The 21,186-nt window shown below is 55.4% G+C and carries 18 protein-coding genes; 11 read left to right on the forward strand and 7 right to left on the reverse strand.

Translation table 11 applies throughout. The annotated features are described in order from the left end of the window. The 5 genes from KUO20_RS14365 to KUO20_RS14385 form a co-directional block, all read right to left on the reverse strand. Positions 1 to 201 (reverse strand): twin-arginine translocation signal domain-containing protein, encoded by a 201-nt coding sequence (locus KUO20_RS14365; protein WP_235040517.1) that lies wholly within the window; start codon positions 199 to 201, stop codon positions 1 to 3. Between the two features lie 61 nt (positions 202 to 262). Then, positions 263 to 901, reverse strand: coding sequence for a TorD/DmsD family molecular chaperone (locus KUO20_RS14370; RefSeq protein ID WP_235040518.1), 639 nt, complete (start codon positions 899 to 901; stop codon positions 263 to 265). 4 nt (positions 902 to 905) lie between these two features. After that, positions 906 to 2,633 carry a 4Fe-4S binding protein gene (locus KUO20_RS14375; RefSeq protein WP_235040519.1) on the reverse strand — a complete coding sequence of 576 codons (1,728 nt, stop codon included), beginning with the start codon at positions 2,631 to 2,633 and terminating at the stop codon, positions 906 to 908. Between the two features lie 200 nt (positions 2,634 to 2,833). Next, on the reverse strand, positions 2,834 to 3,490 hold the full coding sequence (locus KUO20_RS14380) for a DUF3306 domain-containing protein (protein ID WP_235040520.1): 657 nt from the start codon (positions 3,488 to 3,490) through the stop codon (positions 2,834 to 2,836). Next, positions 3,487 to 3,927 (reverse strand): DUF3305 domain-containing protein, encoded by a 441-nt coding sequence (locus KUO20_RS14385; RefSeq protein ID WP_235040521.1) that lies wholly within the window; start codon positions 3,925 to 3,927, stop codon positions 3,487 to 3,489. The genes KUO20_RS14380 and KUO20_RS14385 overlap by 4 nt, the downstream gene beginning before the upstream one ends. A 202-nt stretch (positions 3,928 to 4,129) precedes the next feature. On the opposite strand from KUO20_RS14385, the gene KUO20_RS14390 reads away from it, so the two are divergent. Genes KUO20_RS14390 through KUO20_RS14410 form a run of 5 tightly spaced genes read left to right on the forward strand, consistent with a single transcriptional unit; the run spans position 4,130 to position 8,965 of the window. Next, positions 4,130 to 5,023 (forward strand): formate dehydrogenase accessory sulfurtransferase FdhD, encoded by an 894-nt coding sequence (locus KUO20_RS14390; protein WP_235040522.1) that lies wholly within the window; start codon positions 4,130 to 4,132, stop codon positions 5,021 to 5,023. Further along, positions 5,020 to 5,646 (forward strand): molybdenum cofactor guanylyltransferase MobA, encoded by a 627-nt coding sequence (gene mobA, locus KUO20_RS14395; protein ID WP_235040523.1) that lies wholly within the window; start codon positions 5,020 to 5,022, stop codon positions 5,644 to 5,646. The genes KUO20_RS14390 and mobA overlap by 4 nt, the downstream gene beginning before the upstream one ends. Continuing rightward, on the forward strand, positions 5,643 to 6,914 hold the full coding sequence (gene moeA, locus KUO20_RS14400; RefSeq protein WP_235040524.1) for a molybdopterin molybdotransferase MoeA: 1,272 nt from the start codon (positions 5,643 to 5,645) through the stop codon (positions 6,912 to 6,914). The genes mobA and moeA overlap by 4 nt, the downstream gene beginning before the upstream one ends. After that, positions 6,911 to 7,948: a GTP 3',8-cyclase MoaA gene (gene moaA, locus KUO20_RS14405; protein ID WP_235040525.1), complete on the forward strand. Its 1,038-nt coding sequence runs from the start codon at positions 6,911 to 6,913 to the stop codon at positions 7,946 to 7,948. Before moeA ends, moaA begins: the two co-directional genes overlap by 4 nt. A 3-nt stretch (positions 7,949 to 7,951) precedes the next feature. Next, entirely contained in the window at positions 7,952 to 8,965 is a 1,014-nt protein-coding gene (locus KUO20_RS14410) for a CobW family GTP-binding protein (protein WP_235040526.1), read from the forward strand. 24 nt (positions 8,966 to 8,989) lie between these two features. On the opposite strand, the gene KUO20_RS14415 is transcribed toward KUO20_RS14410, so the two are convergent. Then, a complete protein-coding gene (locus KUO20_RS14415; RefSeq protein WP_235040527.1) occupies positions 8,990 to 11,698 on the reverse strand; it encodes a bifunctional diguanylate cyclase/phosphodiesterase in 2,709 nt (902 codons plus the stop codon). A gap of 179 nt (positions 11,699 to 11,877) precedes the next feature. Between KUO20_RS14415 and KUO20_RS14420 the strand changes: the two genes are divergently transcribed. Next, positions 11,878 to 12,777, forward strand: a complete 900-nt coding sequence (locus tag KUO20_RS14420; protein WP_235040528.1) for a LysR family transcriptional regulator — start codon at positions 11,878 to 11,880, stop codon at positions 12,775 to 12,777. 17 nt (positions 12,778 to 12,794) lie between these two features. On the opposite strand, the gene KUO20_RS14425 is transcribed toward KUO20_RS14420, so the two are convergent. Next, positions 12,795 to 14,315 carry an NCS1 family nucleobase:cation symporter-1 gene (locus tag KUO20_RS14425; RefSeq protein ID WP_235040529.1) on the reverse strand — a complete coding sequence of 507 codons (1,521 nt, stop codon included), beginning with the start codon at positions 14,313 to 14,315 and terminating at the stop codon, positions 12,795 to 12,797. A 588-nt stretch (positions 14,316 to 14,903) separates the two neighbouring features. Here KUO20_RS14425 and KUO20_RS14430 point away from each other — a divergent pair. The 5 genes from KUO20_RS14430 (at position 14,904) to KUO20_RS14450 (ending at position 21,059) form a co-directional block, all read left to right on the forward strand. After that, positions 14,904 to 15,770: a nitrilase-related carbon-nitrogen hydrolase gene (locus KUO20_RS14430; RefSeq protein ID WP_235040530.1), complete on the forward strand. Its 867-nt coding sequence runs from the start codon at positions 14,904 to 14,906 to the stop codon at positions 15,768 to 15,770. 33 nt (positions 15,771 to 15,803) lie between these two features. Then, on the forward strand, positions 15,804 to 17,243 hold the full coding sequence (gene hydA / locus KUO20_RS14435; protein WP_235040531.1) for a dihydropyrimidinase: 1,440 nt from the start codon (positions 15,804 to 15,806) through the stop codon (positions 17,241 to 17,243). A 48-nt stretch (positions 17,244 to 17,291) separates the two neighbouring features. Further along, the gene (locus KUO20_RS14440) at positions 17,292 to 18,671 is read left to right on the forward strand and encodes an NAD(P)-dependent oxidoreductase (RefSeq protein WP_235040532.1); all 1,380 of its coding nucleotides are present in this window, start codon (positions 17,292 to 17,294) and stop codon (positions 18,669 to 18,671) included. After that, positions 18,668 to 20,011, forward strand: a complete 1,344-nt coding sequence (gene preA, locus KUO20_RS14445; RefSeq protein WP_235040533.1) for an NAD-dependent dihydropyrimidine dehydrogenase subunit PreA — start codon at positions 18,668 to 18,670, stop codon at positions 20,009 to 20,011. The genes KUO20_RS14440 and preA overlap by 4 nt, the downstream gene beginning before the upstream one ends. Positions 20,012 to 20,180: 169 nt before the next feature. Then, on the forward strand, positions 20,181 to 21,059 hold the full coding sequence (locus tag KUO20_RS14450) for an ABC transporter substrate-binding protein (RefSeq protein WP_235040534.1): 879 nt from the start codon (positions 20,181 to 20,183) through the stop codon (positions 21,057 to 21,059). The last annotated feature ends 127 nt before the right edge of the window (positions 21,060 to 21,186 follow it).

Consider the following 21,186-nt stretch of genomic DNA (forward strand, 5'->3'; position numbering starts at 1 on the left):
TCAATCACGCAGCGAGGCGTAATACGCACGAACGTGGTCGGTCTCACGGTAGTTAACCGTTTGTTTTTCTTTTTCCGCCGGGGCGCTATCAGCCTGAGCTAAGGTGACATGACCGACGGCGGCCGCGGCACCAGCGGCGGCGGCTCCTAACCCAACCGTTTTCATAAACCGGCGGCGCTCAGAATTGTGGGGGGTGTGCATGGGTTTCTCCTCTCGCCTATGTTTTATGCTGGTTTTTTTATACGCGGCTATCGCCGACGGTCTATCCACGTTTGCGTTCAATAATGCGCACCGGAGCGTGATCAGCGTCAATGCTTAGACTCGCCCTCTCGCTTTCCACATAAGCGCTGCCTAACGTTCCCAGCGCTGCATAAAAAGCGGTGTCTACCTGCCCTAGGTCGTCAAAGCAGCTGGCTGCCCAGGGGGCGATGTGCTGACTAAAAAAATACGCCTGTTCATGGCTCTCAGACTCAATCAGCATCGCCATAACTTCGCATAGCGCCGCCAGATGATCTTCAGGATCTCGGGTGTGCTCACTGCGTTCAAAGCCAAGCGCCCTGAGGTCTTGGCGCAGCGCCACTAGCGCGGCTTCCATCAACTCACCATTGCGATACCACGAGGCGTACGGCACGACGTCACCTTGAATGACGCCCACCAGATGACGAAAGTGAGCGCGCTGCAGCGGCGCTACGCCATCGCCGCTCTTATCCATGGCGGCTGCCGCATCTGCCAAAGCTTGCCAGCGCTTTGCAAGCGGGCTGCCATCTTGCTCAATCGCCAGCTCAGCCAGCCACGCCAGCATGTCGGCATCCGGTGCTTGGCGCAGCAAGGTGGCCAACAGCCGATAGATATCGGCACGTAGCGCATCCGCTTCGTTCAGTGCGGGCAATCCATCCGTCATCGGCTTATACCTTCAGTTGCGCGTCAGGATCGCGAATCATGGTTTTCCAAACATCCTTCACCCGGCAGTCTTCGCACATTTCCAGGCGGCTCATCGCCTCGCCGGCAAAGTAGGGATGATGGGCAAGCTTCTGTTTAATCGCCGCGACCGTGCTCACGGTGGCAAACGGTTTGCCGCAGTTGATGCATTCAAAGGCCGCTTCTTCATGGCAGATATGCCGCGTTTCACGGGCGCCATCTGCTAAAAAGCCGGGCATCAGCGTAATCGCATTTTCCGGACACGCCTGCTCGCAAAGACCGCACTGCACGCAGTCCGCTTCAAGAAAGCTAAGGGCGGGCGTATTGCCGCCAGATTTTAACGCGGGCGTAGGGCAGTTGCTGACACAGGCATGGCACAGCGTACAGGCGTCGCGGTCGACCTGAATCGCGCCGTAGGCAGCGCCTGTCGGCATCGTCGCTCGCGCCCCGCTGGGGCTACCCAGCTCGGTAAGGCGCGCCAACACGCGGTTCAAACGCGCGCGCTTTTCGGGCTCAGGCAGCAATAGCGGCGCATCTGTCAGGGGTGGAAGCGTCGGCAGTGCATCCCGCGCAGCGCCATCGGCAACGCCGATCAGCTGTACGCGAGCGCGGTCGTGCCCCAAGGCATCTAGCACGGCGTGCGCTTGAGCAATCTGGTCATTCAAAAAAGTGCTTAAGCGGGCGGGCATACTAGGATGCAGCTGGATACGCACCTCGGCGGCACCCGCCGCCAGCGCGGTTAGCCACTGGTCGTGTCCCGCCGCCCCCAGTTCTTCCAACGGGGCATCAATCACATGGCCTGCAGGCACCGCGCCGGTTGCGCGCTCAGCGTCTTGCGAATCATGAGTCAGAAAACGCAGCACCGGCACCTGGCCACCGGCATCGCGATAGGCCGCGAGCCACATAGACAGCGTATCCTGCTGGCGGCGTGTTTCTGGCATGCGAAATTCGATCGCCCCCGTGGGGCAGGCGCTGGTGCAGCTGCCCACGCCTTGGCAAAGGTAGGGATCAATTTCAATATGGGATTCGATACGCCCTTGAATGCTGGAAATCGCATCCGCCGGGCAGACATCCAAGCAGCGGGTACAGCCAATATTGCCACTTGTGGAGTGGGCACATAGATCGCTGTTGACCTGAAAGTAGCGCGGCTTATCGAACTCACCGACCAGCCCGACAAAATTTTCAAGTGATTCGCTGCGCTGCTCAATGTCCTGCCAAGACATCACCACATAGCCAGGTGACGGAAGCTCCGCACGCTGGGAATGAGCCGTCGCAGCAAGATCGAGCACAAGGTCAAATCCGTCGCGTTCAATCAGTGCCCGAGCAAGGTCCAGCGGCGCAACGCCGTCATCTAACCGGGCGCTAAACGCCCCCAAGTAGCCGCTGATTCGCAGCTGGCTGAGCTGCTCGGGCGTGAGCATTTGCGTGACAAACGGCTCACTGGCCCCCATTAGCGCGGCTGTTTCGCTCTCAGGCCCATTCTCCACAGGCCCAGTAACCAGCAGCGTAAGCGATGCAAGGCCGCGCCTCTGAAGCGCGCGGGCGGCCGGATACACGTCGGCAGCCGCGCCTATCAGCAGCGCATGGCCACGGCTGTGATAGGTCACATTAGCAGGCGTTAAATTAGCTGGCCAAGAAATACGGCGGCGTACCGTTTCTCGAGCCTCGGCATTGCGCTGGTCGTCTATCGACGCCAGTTGGATTCGTTGATTCATGCATTCTCACGGTCAGTGAATAATTCTTATTATAATTTTGAGTAATATTGTTTAATCATTATGGCATAGCGTTTCGTTGACGCTAAGCTGAGCCTAGGCGTAACACGGCATTTAGCCAACTTAATTACGATTAACGCTGGCAGTAACGAGGGATAAAAACCATCCTAGTCAATTGATTTAATAGTTATTAATTAGCGATTTTAGATTTTCTTTTGAGGCTCAAAAATTAAATCAGACTGGTCGTCTAGAAGGGGCTTTTCTACAGCGCCTTCGCTTGCGCTGCCGGGCATGGAAGATTCGTCTTCAGGCGCGAGAGAGTGATCATTGGGCTGCTCGCTGGCCACCTGCTCTTTTGGTGGCTCAACGGGTGCATCATCCAGCGGCTTATCAAGCGTCTCTTCTACTTTATGGGTCCAGCGGCGCAGCTTGCTGGCAAGCCCGTCGGCCATGGGCTTGAGCTGCTGTCGATAGTCAGCGTCATAGTCATCTAACCCATCGCGCACGTTATAATTACCGGTGGCCCAAAGGCGCTTCAAAGCGCGCCGTCGCAAGGCTCCGCTGACGCCCGGCAGCATAAAGGCACTAAAGTCGCTGCCGACGTCCAAGGTATCGGGGTCTGGCAGGGTGTGGTCAAGGCTGCCAGGCGCCGGTTCGCGCTCGGGCTCTTGCGCTTCCAGTGCCGATGCCGACGGTTGATCATCCGTGGCGTACGGCTGATCGGCGTCGCTATGAAGCGCGTCAGCTGGCTCTACGGTGATTTCATTGGCAGGCTCGGTGGCTGGCACTGCGTCTGGCGAGGCACTGCTTTGCTTTTGAGCATTGCGCTTTAGGCGCGACCAGCGTTCCAGGCGACTCATCGCGGCGGCTCATTGGCAGGCATCTCTTTTGCGCGCCCTGCCCCTTTGCGTTTTTTCTTGCGCACCTCGACAGGCGCCTCACCGTGGCGAGCAAGATAGCTCTCCATCCACACCTGAATCGCCATCGGCATCAAGGCTTCCAGCACCTGCTGCTCGCCATCCATCCAGCCAGCTGCAACATCTTGGCTGGCCGTTATTGCATCGGGGTGCGGCGTTTGCCCGGTAAAGCCCGCGCGGACAAACAGACGCGGCGCGCTAGCGGTTAGATTGAAGCGATACGCCGCGCGCTCGGTCATCGAAAGCTGCAGCTGAAGCGTGACCGGCCCCTGATCGCCCAGAGCAAGTTCCGCAATGCGCCACTGCGTTAGGCTAAAGCGCTTTACCTGCTTGGTTTCGGCAATCAACGTAATACTGATGGGGCGTAAATTATCACTCATGGCATTAGCACCCTGAAACTGGAGTAGACAGAACTTGAATAGACGGAGCTTGAATAGATGGAGCTTGAATGGGTAGACAAGTAAGCATCCCCAGCGCCATCATCGTCAACCCTGACGTTTTGCGAGAACTATTTTTCAAAAGCTTTTTTCAAGAGCTTTTTTCAAGAGTTATTTTCAAGAACTATTTTAGCGAGGTTCATGGATGCCTGCCCTTCAGTTAAGCCGAGCCCGCTTACCGGCCACCACCGAGATTAGCGTCGTTGACGAATATGGCGATACGCGTCAGCAGGCGATTGCCGCTGAACGGGCGCTTACCGTGTATCTCAATAAGCGCGAAATTGTCACGCTGATGACCCTGGGTGACGACCCCGAAGCGCTGGTGGTCGGCTATTTACGCAATCAAGGCTTACTACGGGCTGCCGAGGACTTGACCGCGGTGCAGGTCGACTGGGCAGTAGAAGCCGCCGTGGTGGTTACACGCCACCTGCCTGAAGATCTGGAAGCGCGTTTAAGCACGCGCACGGTCACCACCGGCTGCGGCCAGGGCACGGTGTTTGGTAAACTGTTGGATCAAACCGCGCTGATGGCGCTGCCCGATACGAAGCTGGCACAATCGACGCTTTATCAGCTGCTGCAAAATCTCAACGCCTATAATGAAACGTACCGTAGCGCTGGCGCCGTTCACGGCTGCGCTCTCTGCGCTCAAACCAAGGTGCTCGATTTTGTCGAAGACGTTGGTCGACACAACGCCGTGGATACCCTGGCGGGGCGTCAATGGCTACAGCAAGCGGATAGTGCCGATGCGGATATTTTTTACACCACGGGGCGGCTGACATCAGAAATGGTGCTGAAGGTGGCGCAGATGGGCATTAGCGTACTGGTATCGCGTTCAGGCGTAACGCAAAAAGGCGTTGAGCTGGCCGAGCGTTTTGGCGTGATGCTTATCGCCCGCGCCAAAGGCCGCCATTTTCAATCGATCAACACCCAGAATCGCCTAACCCTGGACGCCATTCCTGAGCGACCGCCTGCAGTACATTCATCAAAACAGGCACGCTCATCAAAGCAGGCACATTCATCAACACAGGCACGCTCATGATCCCTACCCAAGAAATAACTGGCATGATTCTAGCCGGCGGCGAAGGACGTAGAATGGGGGGCCGCGATAAAGGGCTTGAGCCTTTTGCAGGCTTGCCGCTTGTCGCTCATGCGGTTAAACGTCTTGAGGGCCAGGTAGGCGAACTGTTGATTAACGCCAATCGCAATGCCGATGCTTACCGCTTCTTTGCTGATCGTGTGATTGCGGATCTTGTTATGGACGGCGCCGACGGCGGCTTCAAAGGCCCGCTTATGGGGATTTATAGCGGCTTGCGCGCGGCCAAAACGCCTTGGCTACTGATTGCTCCCTGCGACTCTCCCGCCCTGCCGGACAACCTGGTGGCACGTTTGATGGCAGGCATTGGCGATCATGATATCGGCGTGGCCTTTGACGGTGAGCGGCTGCACCCCGTAGTGGCACTGCTGCGTACGTCACTCGCCGATGATTTAGCCCTTGTGCTGGCCGAAGGCGAGCGCAAAATCGACCGCTGGTATGCGCGTCATAGCTGGTGCAAGGTCGACATGTCCGACTGCCCTGACGCCTTTGCCAATCTTAATACCGAGGAAGAAAAGCTGCACCTTGAAAAAGTTCTGCTGTCTACGACGGACAAGGGGGCAACATGACGCTCTCCTGCTTTGATCTCGGCGAGAAAATGCTCAGCGTGGATGAAGCCCGTCAAGCGCTCGCCACGCTGATTGAGCGCCCGTTAGGCAGCGAACAGGTTCCTCTGGCACAGGCCCATGGCCGTCGCCTGGCCACCGAGGTGCTGGCAACTATTAACGTGCCGCAAAATACCAATGCGGCGATGGACGGCGTGGCGCTGGCCTTGGCGAGAGAAGGTGTTGGCCCCAAGCAAACCCACTGGCCCCTGGCCGGTGAAGTGTTAGCAGGCCAGTATCGCAGCGAAATGGTACCTGCCGGCCACTGTGTACGCATTACCACCGGCGCCCCATTGCCGCCGGGCACCGACACCGTGGTAATGAGTGAACAGCTGCGCGAACAGTCAGATGAACAGCCTGAGCATGCGATCATTGAGTCGCCTGAGCGTCTCAAATACGGCCAGCATGTACGCCAAGCCGGTGAAGACATGGCGATTGGCGATACGGCACTCCCGGCAGGTTCGCGACTAGACGCCGCCAAGCTGGGCTTATTAGCGTCGCTGGGCTACGCCACGCTAACCGTGTGCCAACGCCCGAAGGTGGCCATCTTCTCTACCGGCAATGAGGTTACCGCCCCCGGCGAGCCCATTGCCCAAGCCTGTGTTTATGACGCGAATCGTTTTACGCTGATCGGCATGCTCGCCGAGTACGGCGCTGACGTGATTGATCTCGGCATTTTGCCGGACGAGCTGGGCGCCATCCAAACGGCTCTGGAGCAGGCCGCCCAGCAAAGCGATTTAGTGATCACCAGCGGCGGCGTATCGGTGGGTCAGGCTGACTTTACTCGCACCGCGTTGCAGCAGCTGGGGCGTCTAGCGTTCTGGCGCGTAGCGCTTCGTCCTGGCCGGCCAATGGCCTGCGGCTGGCTGGGCGAACAGCACACGCCGTTCGTCGGCCTGCCCGGCAACCCAGTGGCGGTCATGGTAACCTTTCTACAGTTTGTGACGCCGCTGCTGGATCAACTTCAAGGGCTGCCTGCGTCACCGCCCCATCGCCTTTATGCGATTGCTGACCATCAATTAAAAAGCCGCTTAAAGCGCACTGACTTTATTCGCGGCGTTTACCATACTGATGGAGAAGGACAGTTACACGTATGCAGTACCGGCGCCCAGGGTTCGGGTATTTTAACCTCGATGGTGGCTGCTAATTGCTTGATTGAGCTTGCCGACGACCAAGACGGCGCTCAACCAGGCGAGGTAGTCAGCATACAACCACTAACGGGATGGCTATGACCGAGCAACGAACGACTCAGCAACGTGTTGGCCACTCATATTCTGACCAGCCACTGATTGATGATTTTGGCCGGCGTATTAGCTACGTGCGTATTTCGGTCACCGACCGCTGCGATTTCCGCTGCGTGTACTGCATGAGCGAAGAAATGACGTTTCTGCCTCGTGCCCAGGTACTGACGCTGGAAGAGATTGCCATGGTGGCCCGCGCCTTCACCGAGCTGGGGGTTGAAAAAATTCGCCTTACCGGTGGCGAACCGCTGGTTCGCAGCGGCATTGATAAACTGGTCGATGAGATCGGCGCCATGCCTGGCCTGACCGACTTCACCATGACGACAAACGGTGCCAGCCTGCGCAAGCACGCCAAACAGCTTTACGCCAGTGGCCTGCGGCGTCTCAATATCAGCCTGGATTCACTGGTTCCAGAACGCTTCAAGCAGCTGACTCGCACAGGCGATCTCGCCAAAGTGATTGACGGCATTCACGCCGCTCAGGAAGCCGGGTTTAAGCGCATTAAGCTCAACGCGGTGATCTTAAAAGGCCGCAATGACGATGAAGTGATCGACCTGGTCACCTTTGCCCGCAAAGAAGGCCTCGACATTAGCTTTATCGAAGAAATGCCGCTGGGCGATGTCTCCGATCACTCACGGGCGGAGACGTTCTATTCCAGCGACGACGTGCAGGCGATGATTGAATCCCGCTATCCGCTGATGGCCACGGCCGAAACCACGCCGGGCCCTTCGCGCTACTTTAAGATGCTCGACAGCGAAAGCCGCGTTGGATTTATCTCACCGCATAGCCACAACTTTTGTGATACCTGCAACCGCGTACGGGTCACCGTGGAAGGACGTCTGCTGCTTTGCTTAGGCAATGAGCATTCCGTGGACCTTCGCGCCGTGCTGCGCCGCTATCCAGGCAATATGCAGATACTTAAGCAGGCCATCATTGATGCTTTGCCGCTTAAGCCGGAGCGCCATCACTTCACCACCGATGGCGATGTGCAGGTGGTACGCTTTATGAATATGACGGGAGGTTAGGCTTTGTCAGCGTTAACGAAAGTGCCGGTGCATATCATTACTGGCTTTCTAGGCAGCGGCAAAACCACGCTTATCCACAGCCTGATTGAGCAGAAGCCTGTGGATGAAAAATGGGCGATTTTAGTCAACGAGTTTGGTCAAATCGGCATCGACCAGGCTATGTTTGATGCCCGCGATGATGTCGTTGTTAAAGGCCTGCCTGGCGGCTGTTTATGCTGTCAATTGGCGTTTGTCCTGCAAGCGGCTTTGGTGAATTTGTTAGCACGCAGCAAGCCCGACCGAGTCATCATTGAGCCTTCTGGCCTTGGGCACCCCGCTGGCCTGCTGGACTTGCTGCGCGGTGAGGCCTTTAACGACGTGGTCGACGTGCGCGACATTATTGCCACTCTCGATCCGCGCCGCCTGGATGACGCCCGCGCTCGCCAGCACGACACCTTCCGCGACCAGCTCGATATGGCCGACGCCGTGGCGCTGACGATGCTCGACCAGAGCACCTCGGACCAGCTAGCCGCTGCCCATGCGTTTGTCGCCGAGCGCTGGCCACCGCGCAAATGGGTGCAGGAAACCGTACAGGGCGAGCTTTCACTCACGCTGCTAACCCAGAGTAGCAGTGCCACCGTTCGCGGCCAGGAAATGCCGGGCAGCCATCAGCAGCTCGCAGCAATGCCCAGCCTTGCGGGTTCGTTTTTTGATTTCCCGCCGCCTCCGGGCAAGCCCCAACGTGAAACCGGTACGTCGCTAGGCTATACCAGTACGGGGCTGCGCTGGCATCCCAGCGAGTGTTTTGACCTGGACAGCCTCGCCGCCCACCTAGGGGAACTGCCAAGGGAGGCGCGCATTAAGGGCGTTTTTCATACCGACAATGGCTGGAAGCGCCTTAACCGTGCAGACGGCACCCTCAGTATTGAAAGCAGCGCATGGCGGCAAGATTCTCGACTGGAAGTAATTCTTCCCGACACGCTGGCCGCCCCTAGCCTGGACCTCGAACCCTACCTATGCGCTCTGCCCGCCAGTTAATAAGCGGATATCTACGCCGAGCATTTAGATTTTTTCAATCCGCCTTTCCATTTCCTCTACGGTTACCGGGCGCCCAAACAGGTAGCCCTGGTAAACGTGGCAGCCGTGAGCCAATAGCCACGCCTGCTGTGCCTCTGTCTCCACCCCTTCCGCAATGACTTCTAAATTTAAACTCTCCGCCAGGGCAATCGTACTTTCCACAATGGCCGCGTTCGCCTGGCTATCCAGTACCTGTTGAACAAACGACTGGTCGATTTTCAATTGATCCAGCGGCAGCTGAGCCAAATATGCCAATGACGAATAGCCGGTGCCAAAATCATCCAGCGAAAAGCGCACGCCCTGCGCCTTTAAGGCGAGCATTTTATTTCGAGTATCATCCTGGGCCGTCACAAAAAGTGACTCAGTCACTTCTAGCTTTAAGCGGCTAAGCGGCGCTTGAGTGCGCGCAAACACCCCTTCTACGCGAGATAAAAAGTGCTCATCGCGAAACTGTAGCGGGCTAAGGTTGACCGATATCGTCAACTTGCTTAAACGCGGATGCGCTACCCAGTGAACTAGTTGCTGGCAGGCATTTTCCAGCACCCACTCACCCACGTCATTAATCAATTCAGTGCTTTCTAGCATTGGAATAAATTCACACGGAGACACCATGCCGCGCTCAGGATGCTGCCAGCGTAATAGCGCCTCTACACCAATGATCGTGCCGTGAGAATTGACCTGGGGTTGGTAGTAAAGCAGCCACTGCAGATTTTCTTGCGCTTGGTATAAATCTGCCTCTAGCTTCACATGGGCCAACAGCGCTGCCTGCATGGCGGGGTCAAAAAAGCACAGCGTGTGGCGGCCATTGTCTTTGGCTTTAAAGAGCGCCAGATCCGCCTGCTGCAAATACTCATCGACGCTATGTTTATCGCTCTCCATCACCGCAATACCGATACTGGCCGTGATCGTAACGCTCTCTTCACCCAGCACGATGGGCTCATTGAGTACCGCCAATAATTTATGTCCAATACGCTCAGCAAGCTCCGTGATTTGAGTGCGATTACTCTCAGCACCTTCAATTAACACCGCAAATTCGTCGGCTCCTAAGCGTGCGAGCGTATCCGTATCGCGCAGCATTTGGCTCATCCGCTGGGCGACGCTCTGCAATAACTGATCTCCTTGATAGTGTCCAAGTGTGTCATTAACTTGCTTAAAATTATCAATATCAATAAATAACAATGCGACGCAGTGCTGATGGCGCTGAAGCGCTTTGAGCGCAGTCTCCATACGATCTAGGAACAGGCGGCGGTTCGCCAGCCCCGTTAACGAATCATAAAATGCCAGCTGATGAATCTCCTGCTCAGCGGCTTTGCGCTCGCTAATATCGCTCATCGTGGTCACATAATGCGTCAACACGCCGACGTTGCTATAAACCGCGCTCACCGTAAGCCATTCAGGAAATAGCTCGCCATTCTTGCGCTGGTTCCATATCTCGCCTTCCCAGTTGCCGGTTTTGAGCACTTGCTTCCATAAGCGCCGATAAAACGCTGCGTTATGTAGCCCGGAACTAAAGATGCGCGGCGTTTTGCCGACGATTTCGGCTTCGCTGTAACCGGTAATGCGTGTGAACGTGTCATTCACCTTAAGGATTAAGCCCTGGGCATCAGTAATTAAAATGCCTAAGTGTGTGTGAAAAGCGGCAGCGGCAATCTGCGTTTCCGCGCGCGCCTGTTCACGCTCTTCAATGCGCTGGCGTAATTGATCCGCTAGCGTTAAACGGCTTAAATAATGACGCGCGCCCCAAGCCCCTAGCAGCGCCATCACGCCCACGATTATCATAAGTATCCACATCCGCTGGCGCCAACCCGCCAGCAGCTCATGCAGGTCAATACCGACGACGACCAGCAGAGGACATTCACCGACTCTGTGCATATTGAACAGCCGCTCACGATGATCAATGAGTGACGTCGCCTTTAGTGAAAAAATAGGCTCTCCGCTAGCTATCCACTGCGTCATGGCGGGGCTACTGAACTGACTGCCGATAGGTAATGACCCATCTAATAATGGATATCTAGCGACCAACTTTAAATCGGTATCAACTAAGGTAATGCTCTCGCCATCGTATCCACCCATTTGTTCAATGGCATCGGTAAACACTGTAGGGACGATGCGTGAGATGACTGCGCCATTGAACTCGCCACTGGGACTTTCCAATCGTCGACCATGGTATAGGTAGAAGCGCTGATCACCAGTCGACAAATTGAGAGGGGTCATGGCTTCCCGCTGCGCGCCCTGCGCTAGAGCGTTAAAAACAGCCGTTTCGCTGATATTAAAACCTGTATTCCACTTTCCACCACCGCTTACCAATAAGCGCCCCCGTGCGTCAAAAACAGCTACTTCATCAATCATAGGCACATACTGAATGAGATTTCCTAGCGCTTGCTGAAGCCCCTGAGCATTATCGCTATTAGGCATCCCCTGTACAGCGAGCAGCTCGGTTAACCCGAAAAGAGCTTGCTCACTTTGGGCAAACACGCCTTGTGCCCACTCCGTAACGACATTGGCACGGGCGTTAATGCGCGATTCAGCCGCGGCTATTTCTTGTTTATATTGTTCACTCAGCAGCCAACCGAAAAGCACCACCATGACACTAAGCGCCAGCACATAGAGTGCTATCACATGTCGGCGCTGTTGACGGTAGGTATCGGTCGTTTTCAGCACATCGTCTTTTGCATCAATCGGGATGACAGGCATCGCGCAGGGGCCTTATCTAGGTATGCCATCAGAACACCTAGTACAGTGTAAGAAAAATCAGAGACGCTATACCCCACTCACAACAAATAGCTTTTACATGTATATCATTTTTCATCGTAGTTGATTCGTTAAAAAAGCGTGACACTATATATCAATTATTTAGATATCCAGGGACTGTGATGGCAACGCTAGGTCAAATGAGCGACTACGAAATACGCTTAATTCGTATTTTTAAAACGGTTGTCGAGTGCGGCGGCTTTACCGCGGCTGAAACGACGCTTGGCATTAGCCGCTCGGCGATTAGCCAGCACATGAATGACCTGGAAGGTCGGCTAGGATTTTCGCTCTGCCAGCGAGGACGCGGGGGGTTTAGCTTAACCGAAGAAGGGAAAGAGATTTATCAGGCAGGGCTTACGCTGCTCACTGCGCTGGAAACCTTTAAAAGCGACGTCAATGCCCTGCATCAAACGATTAAAGGCGAGCTTAATATTGGCATTACCGATAATTTGGTCACGTTACCGGCCATGCATGTCACCAATGCGCTGGCCGAGCTGAGTGCACCGGCGCATGATGTCACGCTGCATATTCATATGGAGCCTTCCGATGCGGTGATTCGAGGCGTGATGGATGGCCATCTTCACGTTGGCGTCGTGCCTGCGGTGAATCTACCGACCAGCTTAGAAACTCGGCACCTCTACGACGAGCCTTCGTATCTTTACTGCGCAGCGAAGCATCCTCTTTTTTCTGAGCCTGACGATGATGCTGCCAATATTGCCCAATACCCGGCTATTTCGCCGCGCTATCCGCTACCTGCAGCAGCGCGCGAGGCCCATGAGGCGCTTTGCCTGCGCGCCTCAGCATCAGACCGTGAAGGGGCGGCCTTTTTGATTCTTACCGGACGTTTCATCGGTTTTCTACCCGAGCACGTGGCGGCCCAGTGGGTGGCCGCCGGCAAGATGCGGGCGCTACATGCAAGCACCCAGCACTACCGCATTCCTTTTGTGCTCATCACCCGCCACGACCGGCGCCCTAATCGCGTAGTGGATGCGTTTTTAAGTTTTATTAAAAACGCAGAGTGAGAAAAAAACCGTACGCTTTATGAACGCTGCTCTGCTGCGTCACGCGCCATGACGGGCACGGGCCCGACCTGTGGGGACGATGCCAACGCGTGACTCGCCACGTAGTAAACAATCGCTCCCAGCGCTGAGCCTGTGAACCAACCGTAGTCATAAAACCAGTTCATGGTGCCTGTGACTAGCGACATTAACGTGAGCAGCACCGGCACGCCAAAAGCAATAAAGCCTGCGATATTTACCGCTGGATAGGCATGGTTATCCATATAAAGACTGGGTATATCCAGACGCTGCTTTTTAATCAGGAAATAATCCACTGCCATAATCCCGGCAATGGGCCCCAACAGACTGGAATAGCCAAGCAGCCAGTTCGAATACATCTGCTCAAGGGAAACACCTTGAGAGATCATTCCTGCTTTTTGCAAAAGATCGTAGCCCATCAGCAGCACGCCCACCGCGCCGGTCATCAATACGCCGCGGGTTTGATTAATAAATTTGGGCGCAATGTTCTGGAAATCATTGGTGGGCGAAACAATATTCGAGGCGGTATTGGTAGAAATGGTAGCGATAATGATCAGCAGCATCGCCATCACTACCCAGAAGGGGCTGTCGATATAGCCAATTAAGCGCACCGGATCGGCAACGGTTTGGCCCACTAATGTCTCAGAAGCGGCGGTCAACACCACCCCGAGTGCCGCAAAGAAGAACATCGTCAGCGGCAGGCCGATGACTTGACCAACAATTTGGTCTTTTTGGCTTTTCGCAAAGCGGCTGAAATCGGGGATATTAAGCGATAGCGTGGCCCAAAAGCCGACCATGGCGGTCAAACCCGCGAAAAAATAGCCGTAAACCGACGCCCCTTCAGGGCGCGATGGCGGCTGCGCGAGAAGCTCGGTCATCGACATATTCGGCCATGCCCACATCATTAGCCCGATACCCACCGCAAGCAGCAGTGGAGCGGCCAATGTTTCCAGCCATTTGATCGATTCAGCCCCGCGAATAACTACGTAAAGGTTCATCGCACCAAAGACAAAAAAGCCAATAACCTCACCGATACCACCCAGTGCTGCCCAAGCAGGCACCAGCTCTGAAAGCAGCAGGTGAATCGCCAGGCCGCCAAACATCGTTTGAATACCAAACCAGCCACAGCCCACCAACGCCCGCACCAGACAGGGCACGTTAGAGCCTAAAATGCCGAAGGAGGAACGCAACACCACGGGGAAAGGAATACCAAACTTGGTACCCGGAAAGGCGTTCAACGTCAGCGGAATCAGTACGATGATATTCGCCAAGAGAATAGCGAATAACGCCTCGCCCACGCTTAAGCCAAAGTAGGCGGTTAATACGCCGCCCAGTGTGTAGGTGGGCACGCAGATCGACATGCCGACCCACAGGGCGGCGATATTCCATTTGCTCCAGGTGCGCTCGCTGGCCTGGGTCGGTGCAATATCGTCATTAAAGCGCGAGCTGTTGCGTACATCGCTCCCTACCTCAAGCTCAATCAGACCATCTCGATCAATCATCTGAGAGGTTGTTTCTGGCATTTTTGTATCTCCTCAGCACTGCGTTGTCCAACCTAGGCGATGCCTGAACACCAGCGACAGCGGCTAACGTCAGGCAAACCTTACTTCCCACGGTCAGTGAAACGTCCTAGACGAGATTCAAAGCAATAAGCGTGCCTAGCTAAGCGAGCATGCCAGTTAACTCATTGATTAAAAAGCTGCCTTGGTGGACAACAATATTATTATTAGCTTTTTATCTTTGACGATGTTGTTCCTCTAACAAACGTCGACTAGACAAAGCTAGATCAAAAAAAATATTTGCACCAACTTTAAACATCACGGCGTTTAAAATAAGACTTAAAAAATACATAAACAATTGATTTAAAACAGTTAATAAAAAACTCCAAAACGGTGCGCACGCTCACCAAAAGAGCGAATCCTTCCATTTAAAGAAATAAAGTCAAACAAACTCAAAGAGTTAACCCTAATTTAAAAAACAATGAATGATGGCTTGCTAAAACCACCAAGCCAGCGATACTTTTAATAAAAGCTGTCTTGATTGTCAGCTTTATTAGATAACGCTTAAGACCTAAACAAACGCTTTACACCAACAATCAGAGGGAGCGTCTAATGCAGAAGATGAAAATCGGCTTAATTCAAATGGGCTTGAAAACCAGCACCGAGCTTTCGCCCGAGGCCATTCGCGATGCGATGAACGAAGCCCATCTACCGATGATTCAGCAAGCCGCCGACCAGGGCGTGCAGGTGCTGTGCTTTCAGGAAGTCTTTAATCAGCCGTACTTTTGCCCTAGCCAAGACGGCAAATGGTACGCCGCCGCCGAGCGCGTTCCCGAAGGCCCTACCTGCCAGATGATGCAAAAACTGGCCGCCGAGCATCGCATGGTGATTATTGTTCCGATCTATGAAGAAACCGAGACCGGCGTTTACTACAACACCGCCGCCGTGTTCGATGCCGATGGCAGCTACCTGGGCAAATATCACAAAACGCATATTCCTCAAGTCGCCGGCTTTTGGGAGAAGTTCTTCTTCAAACCAGGGCAATCCAACTGGCCGGTGTTTGATACCGCCTACGGCAAAATTGGCGTGTATATCTGCTACGACCGTCACTTCCCCGAAGGCTGGCGGGCGCTGGCGCTCAACGGCGCTGAAGTAATTTTCAACCCTTCCGCCACCGTGGCAGGGCTTTCTCAATACCTGTGGGAGCTAGAGCAGCCGGCCTCCGCGGCTGCCAACGGCTGCTTTATTGCCGCCATCAACCGCGTCGGCACGGAAGCGCCGTGGAACATCGGCGATTTCTACGGTTCCAGCTACATCGTCAATCCTCGCGGCAAAATCGAAGCCCAGGCTAGCGAGAGCGAAGACGAGCTGCTAGTGCACGAGATTGATTTAGATATGGTGCGAGAGGCCCGTAACAACTGGCAGTTTTTTCGCGATCGCCGCCCCGAGACCTACACCCGCCTCACCGACGGCGAGTAGCCCTACTTAATAAATTCTTACAAGGAGTGAACAATGAGCTTATTAATCAAGGGCGGCACGGTGGTCACCCACGCCGATACTTACCGGGCCGACGTGCTGTGTGTAGACGGCAAGATTCATGCGATTGGTACTGATTTAGACGTCCCTGAAGGCTGCGAGATTGTTGACGCCAGCGACCAGCTGGTGATGCCCGGTGGCATTGACCCCCATACCCATATGCAGATGCCGTTTATGGGCGCGGTGGCCAGCGAGGATTTTTACACCGGCACCGCCGCTGCCATGGCAGGCGGCACCACCACGATTATCGACTTTGTCATCCCCAGCCCCGGCCAATCGCTGCTGGAAGCCTTCGAAACCTGGCAAGGCTGGGCAGAAAAAGCCGCCACTGACTTCGCGTTCCACGTGGCCATTACTTGGTGGGATGAAAGCGTTAAAGAGGAAATGGGCACTCTGGTGCGCGAGCATGGCGTTAACAGTTTCAAGCATTTTATGGCCTATAAAGGCGCCATTATGGCCACCGATGACATTCTGGTGGAAAGCTTTTCGCGCTGTTTAGAGCTAGGCGCCATTCCCACGGTACACGCCGAAAACGGCGAGCTGGTGTACCACATGCAGCAAAAATTGCTCGCTCAAGGCATTACGGGGCCGGAGGCGCACCCGCTTTCTCGCCCGCCTCAAGTAGAAGGCGAAGCCGCCAGCCGCGCGATTCGTATTGCCAGCACGCTAGGCGCGCCGGTTTACCTGGTGCATGTTTCTACGAAAGATGCGGTGGATGAAATTGCCTACGCCCGCCAGCAGGGTCATCAGGTGTTTGGCGAGTGTTTGGCAGGCCATTTGCTGATTGATGACAGCGTCTACCAACACGCGGACTGGGCAACCGCAGCGGCCCACGTGATGAGCCCCCCCTTCCGGCCTAAAGGCCACCAGGAAGCACTTTGGCACGGCCTGCAGTCCGGCAATCTACAAACGACCGCCACCGACCACTGCTGTTTCTGCGAGGAGCAAAAAGCGGCCGGCAAGGATGACTTCACCAAAATACCCAACGGCACCGCCGGTGTCGAAGACCGGCTGGCGGTGCTTTGGGATGAAGGCGTTAACACCGGCCGACTTTCGCCCCAGGAATTTGTCGCCATCACCTCGACCAACACCGCCAAGATTTTCAATCTCTACCCACGCAAGGGTGCCATTCAAGTCGGTGCCGACGCCGATATCGTGGTGTGGGATCCCAACGGCACCCGCACCATCTCCGCCAAAACCCATCACCAGAACGTCGACTTCAACATCTTCGAGGGTAAAACAGTCCGCGGTATCGCCCGCCACACGATTAGCCAAGGGAAATGGGTATGGCGGGATGGCGAGCTACACGCTGAACGCGGTGCGGGCCGCTACCTAAAACGCCCCGCCTACCCCGGTGTATTCGAGCTGCTGGCCAAACGTGCGGAGTTGAATACACCGGTTGCCGTAAAGCGCTAAAAGTCAGCCAATAAAAAGCAAAAAAGCCGAAAGAATGGGAGTAACACCGTGACCAATCCACTGGACTACCTGCCCAGCGCAAAAGAGGTCGGCACCTACGACCCACAAACGCTGGCTAACAACTTTAGCGATCTTCATCCGCCGCTCACCCAGCGCCAGGCGATAATCGAAAGCCAGCGCTGTCTCTACTGCTATGACGCGCCCTGCGTTGAGGCGTGCCCGTCGGATATCGACATCCCCAGCTTTATTCGCCAAATCAGTGACAGCAATATCAACGGCGCGGCTGAAACGATTCTGGAAGCTAATATTCTGGGCGGCAGCTGTGCTCGCGTGTGCCCCACTGAGATACTCTGCGAGCGTAGCTGCGTGCGCAATCACGATGCCGAGTGCCAGCCCGTATTAATTGGTCTTTTACAGCGTCATGCCACCGATCACATGCAGTTCGAACACCACCCGTTCAAGCGCGCGGCCACCACCGGTCGTCATATCGCCGTGGTAGGCGCCGGGCCGGCAGGTTTATCCTGTGCGCACCGTTTAGCCATGTTAGGCCATCAGGTAACGATCTTTGAAGCTGAACAAAAACCCGGCGGGCTGAACGAGTACGGCATTGCCCGCTATAAAATGACCGATGACTTTGCGCACAAGGAAGTCGCTTTTTTACTCGAGATTGGCGGCATCGACATCCAGTACGGCCAGCGCCTGGGCGACAATCTCGAACTGGCCACGCTCCATCAGCAATACGATAGCGTGTTTCTCGGCTTAGGCCTGAGTGCCAGCCGCGCTTTAGGTCTCACCGGCGAAGAAGCACCCGGTTTAATGCCCGCGGTTGAGTACATAAAAACGTTGCGCCAAGCCACTGATCTGGGCAGCCTGCCCGTCTCCAAACGCTGCATCGTCATCGGCGCGGGCAATACCGCCATTGATATGGCCACCCAAATGGCTCGCTTAGGCGCCACCGAGGTCACGCTGGTGTACCGCCGCGGCGTTGACGCGATGTCGGCTACCGATCACGAACAGGACATCGCCAAGGCCAACGGCGTGCGCTTAGTGACCTGGGCACAGCCCGATGAAATTTTGCTGGATACCCAAGGGCGGGTCGCGGGAATGCGCTTTGCCAACACCGTTGAGCAAGCGGGCCGCCTCACATCGACGGGCGAAACGTTTGAGATTGCCGCCGATGCAATTTTCACGGCGATTGGTCAAGGTTTTGAAGGCAAAAGCCTACGCGACACCACCGCTAGCGAACTTGATCGAGACGGCGAGCGCATCCATGTCGATGAGATGTTTCGCACCTCTTTACCCAATGTTTATGCGGGCGGCGACTGCGTAAAACCCGGCCAGGACCTCACCGTTCAAGCCGTGCAGCACGGCAAATTGGCCGCTCACGCCATTCATCAAGCGCTTGCCGCTAAGCAGGAGGCCGCATGAACACGACACCTTTCACTTCCCTCTCTTTTCCAGGCAAGAAAAACAGCGGCGATAGGATCGTTAACGGCGTCGATTTATCGGTTAACTTTGCGGGCATTAAAGCCCCCAACCCGTTCTGGCTGGCCTCCGCCCCGCCTACCGACAAAGCTTACAACGTCGTACGCGCCTATGAGGCGGGCTGGGGCGGCGTAGTATGGAAAACCCTCGGTGAAGAGCCGGCGGCGGTCAACGTTTCTTCGCGCTATTCAGCGCATTACGGCAAAAATCGCGAGGTGATCGGCTTTAACAACATTGAGCTGATTACCGACCGTTCGCTGGAGATCAACCTGCAAGAGATCACTCAGGTGAAGAAGGATTGGCCCGACCGGGCGCTGATCGTTTCCATCATGGTGCCGTGTAATGAAGAGGCCTGGGCGTATATTTTGCCGCTTGTGGAAGCGACCGGCGCAGACGGCATCGAACTTAATCTGGGCTGCCCCCACGGCATGCCGGAGCGCGGCATGGGCGCAGCGGTAGGCCAAAACCCGGATCTAATCGAGAAAGTCACCTACTGGTGCAAGAAGCACTACTCCAAACCGGTGATTGTGAAGCTGACGCCCAACATTACCGATATTCGCGTGGGCGCCCAGGCAGCGCTGCGCGGCGGTGCTGATGCGGTATCGTTGATCAACACCATTAACTCCATTACCAGCATTGACCTTGATGCCATGGTCGCCAAGCCGACGGTGGGCCATCAAAGCACTCACGGTGGCTACTGCGGCAGTGCCGTGAAGCCTATCGCCATGAACATGGTGGCTGAAATTGCCCGCGACCCGGCGACCCCCACGCTGCCCATTTCCGGCATTGGCGGTATTTCAAACTGGCGGGATGCGGCGGAGTTTATCGCCCTGGGCGCGGGCAGCGTTCAGGTATGTACCGCGGCAATGCTCAACGGTTTTCGGATTGTAGAAGAGATGAAGGACGGCCTTTCGCGTTGGATGGGGGAAAAAGGCTACGACTCGATTGAGGCGTTTTCCCGCAAGGCGATACCGCAAACCACTGACTGGAAACATCTGGATATTAACTTCAAAACCATTGCCCAGATCGACCAGGACTTGTGCATTGAGTGCGGCCGTTGCTATATCGCCTGCGAAGACACGTCGCATCAGTCGATTGCTAAGCTAGTCGAGCAAGACGGTGCCCGCCGCTACGAGGTGATTGAAGATGAATGCGTGGGCTGCAACCTGTGCCAGATCACCTGCCCGGTAGAAAACTGTATCACCATGGTGCCTCAAGAAACCGGCCAACCCTTCCTGGCCTGGGATAACGATCCGCGCAACCCTTTCCAGGTCGCAAGCTAAAGCAACTCACGTTACCCAGCGCCACCGCCAGCATCGTTCAAGGGCGGTGGCACTTATTGCAACACTCCGTTCCTTCAACAAATAGCGACAAAGTACGGCATTCTTGAGAAAATGAGAAACTATCGCATATGCAATTTTTTCTTATAAATTTTCTCATAAAGGAAGCCTGATGATGTCTCCGCTTTTCTCTCCAGCTTTTACAAAAACGCTCGCGGCAACGCTGCTTTGCTCAGTTGCCGCCGCCGCTACTGCCGATCAGCGCATTGCCACATTTGATCTAGGCAGCCTAGACACACTGGATGCGCTAGGCGCCAGTGAGCAGGTAGTCGGCATTCCCAAGCAGATCCTGCCTGATTATTTATCGACCTATAGCGGCGATGCATATATCGACTTAGGCGGACTAAAAAGTCCCGACCTTGAAGCCATTGCACAAAGCGAACCGAGCTTGATTCTTTATACCGGCCGCCAAAGCGACTGGGAAGCCGAGTTGGCAGAGATCGCTCCGCTGCTGAATACCAGCTTACAAAATGATGATTACCTGGCATCCTTCGATGAAAATGTTCGCCAGGTTGCCAGTAAGATAGACGCCGAAGCGCGCGCCGAAGAAGCCCTTGAAGCGCTACACGCCAGCATTGAAACTCAGCGCGAAGCGTTAAGTGACGCCCCTCGCACGCTGGTGGTAACACACAACGGCGGCCACTTGATGCTTAATCAACATCCGATAGTGCATGAGGTATTGGGCGTTGCAGCCCTTGAGATGCCCGATAGCGTGACCAGTGAAACGCGCGGCACTCGTACCTTCACGCCGCTTACCCCTGACGCGATTGCCGAGATTGCCCCAGACGTGGTGCTGGTGATTGACCGCAGCGCGGCGATTGGCGAAGAGCCCGCTGACGCAGAAGCACTCGCGCAAGCGCTTGACGCCGCTGGAGCCGACACGAAAATCGTACTCCTCACGCCCGCTCTCTGGTATCTCTCCGGTGGTGGCCTGCAGAGCCTAGCGATGCAGATCGACGAAGTTGTGGAAGCGCTAAACCAGCAGATATAACATTATTAGTGCCCCGATTCCCGCTACTCCTAATGCCTCCAGCGCACCTATAAATTCGTCATCTATGCTCACGTGGGCGCCAAGCCCACGTGTTCCACGCGCGTAAAACCTCAAAAGCTGCGCAGTG

The organism is Vreelandella profundi (assembly GCF_019722725.1).
GTDB classification, from domain to species: domain Bacteria; phylum Pseudomonadota; class Gammaproteobacteria; order Pseudomonadales; family Halomonadaceae; genus Vreelandella; species Vreelandella profundi.

Coding starts and splice junctions, on each gene's coding strand:
- KUO20_RS14365 (WP_235040517.1), bottom strand. CDS start 201: ATGCACACCCCCCACAATTCTGAGCGCCGCCGGTTTATGAAAACGGTT.
- KUO20_RS14370 (WP_235040518.1), bottom strand. CDS start 901: ATGACGGATGGATTGCCCGCACTGAACGAAGCGGATGCGCTACGTGCC.
- KUO20_RS14375 (WP_235040519.1), bottom strand. CDS start 2,633: ATGAATCAACGAATCCAACTGGCGTCGATAGACGACCAGCGCAATGCC.
- KUO20_RS14380 (WP_235040520.1), bottom strand. CDS start 3,490: ATGAGTCGCCTGGAACGCTGGTCGCGCCTAAAGCGCAATGCTCAAAAG.
- KUO20_RS14385 (WP_235040521.1), bottom strand. CDS start 3,927: ATGAGTGATAATTTACGCCCCATCAGTATTACGTTGATTGCCGAAACC.
- KUO20_RS14390 (WP_235040522.1), top strand. CDS start 4,130: ATGCCTGCCCTTCAGTTAAGCCGAGCCCGCTTACCGGCCACCACCGAG.
- mobA (WP_235040523.1), top strand. CDS start 5,020: ATGATCCCTACCCAAGAAATAACTGGCATGATTCTAGCCGGCGGCGAA.
- moeA (WP_235040524.1), top strand. CDS start 5,643: ATGACGCTCTCCTGCTTTGATCTCGGCGAGAAAATGCTCAGCGTGGAT.
- moaA (WP_235040525.1), top strand. CDS start 6,911: ATGACCGAGCAACGAACGACTCAGCAACGTGTTGGCCACTCATATTCT.
- KUO20_RS14415 (WP_235040527.1), bottom strand. CDS start 11,698: ATGCCTGTCATCCCGATTGATGCAAAAGACGATGTGCTGAAAACGACC.
- KUO20_RS14420 (WP_235040528.1), top strand. CDS start 11,878: ATGGCAACGCTAGGTCAAATGAGCGACTACGAAATACGCTTAATTCGT.
- KUO20_RS14425 (WP_235040529.1), bottom strand. CDS start 14,315: ATGCCAGAAACAACCTCTCAGATGATTGATCGAGATGGTCTGATTGAG.
- KUO20_RS14430 (WP_235040530.1), top strand. CDS start 14,904: ATGCAGAAGATGAAAATCGGCTTAATTCAAATGGGCTTGAAAACCAGC.
- hydA (WP_235040531.1), top strand. CDS start 15,804: ATGAGCTTATTAATCAAGGGCGGCACGGTGGTCACCCACGCCGATACT.
- preA (WP_235040533.1), top strand. CDS start 18,668: ATGAACACGACACCTTTCACTTCCCTCTCTTTTCCAGGCAAGAAAAAC.
- KUO20_RS14450 (WP_235040534.1), top strand. CDS start 20,181: ATGATGTCTCCGCTTTTCTCTCCAGCTTTTACAAAAACGCTCGCGGCA.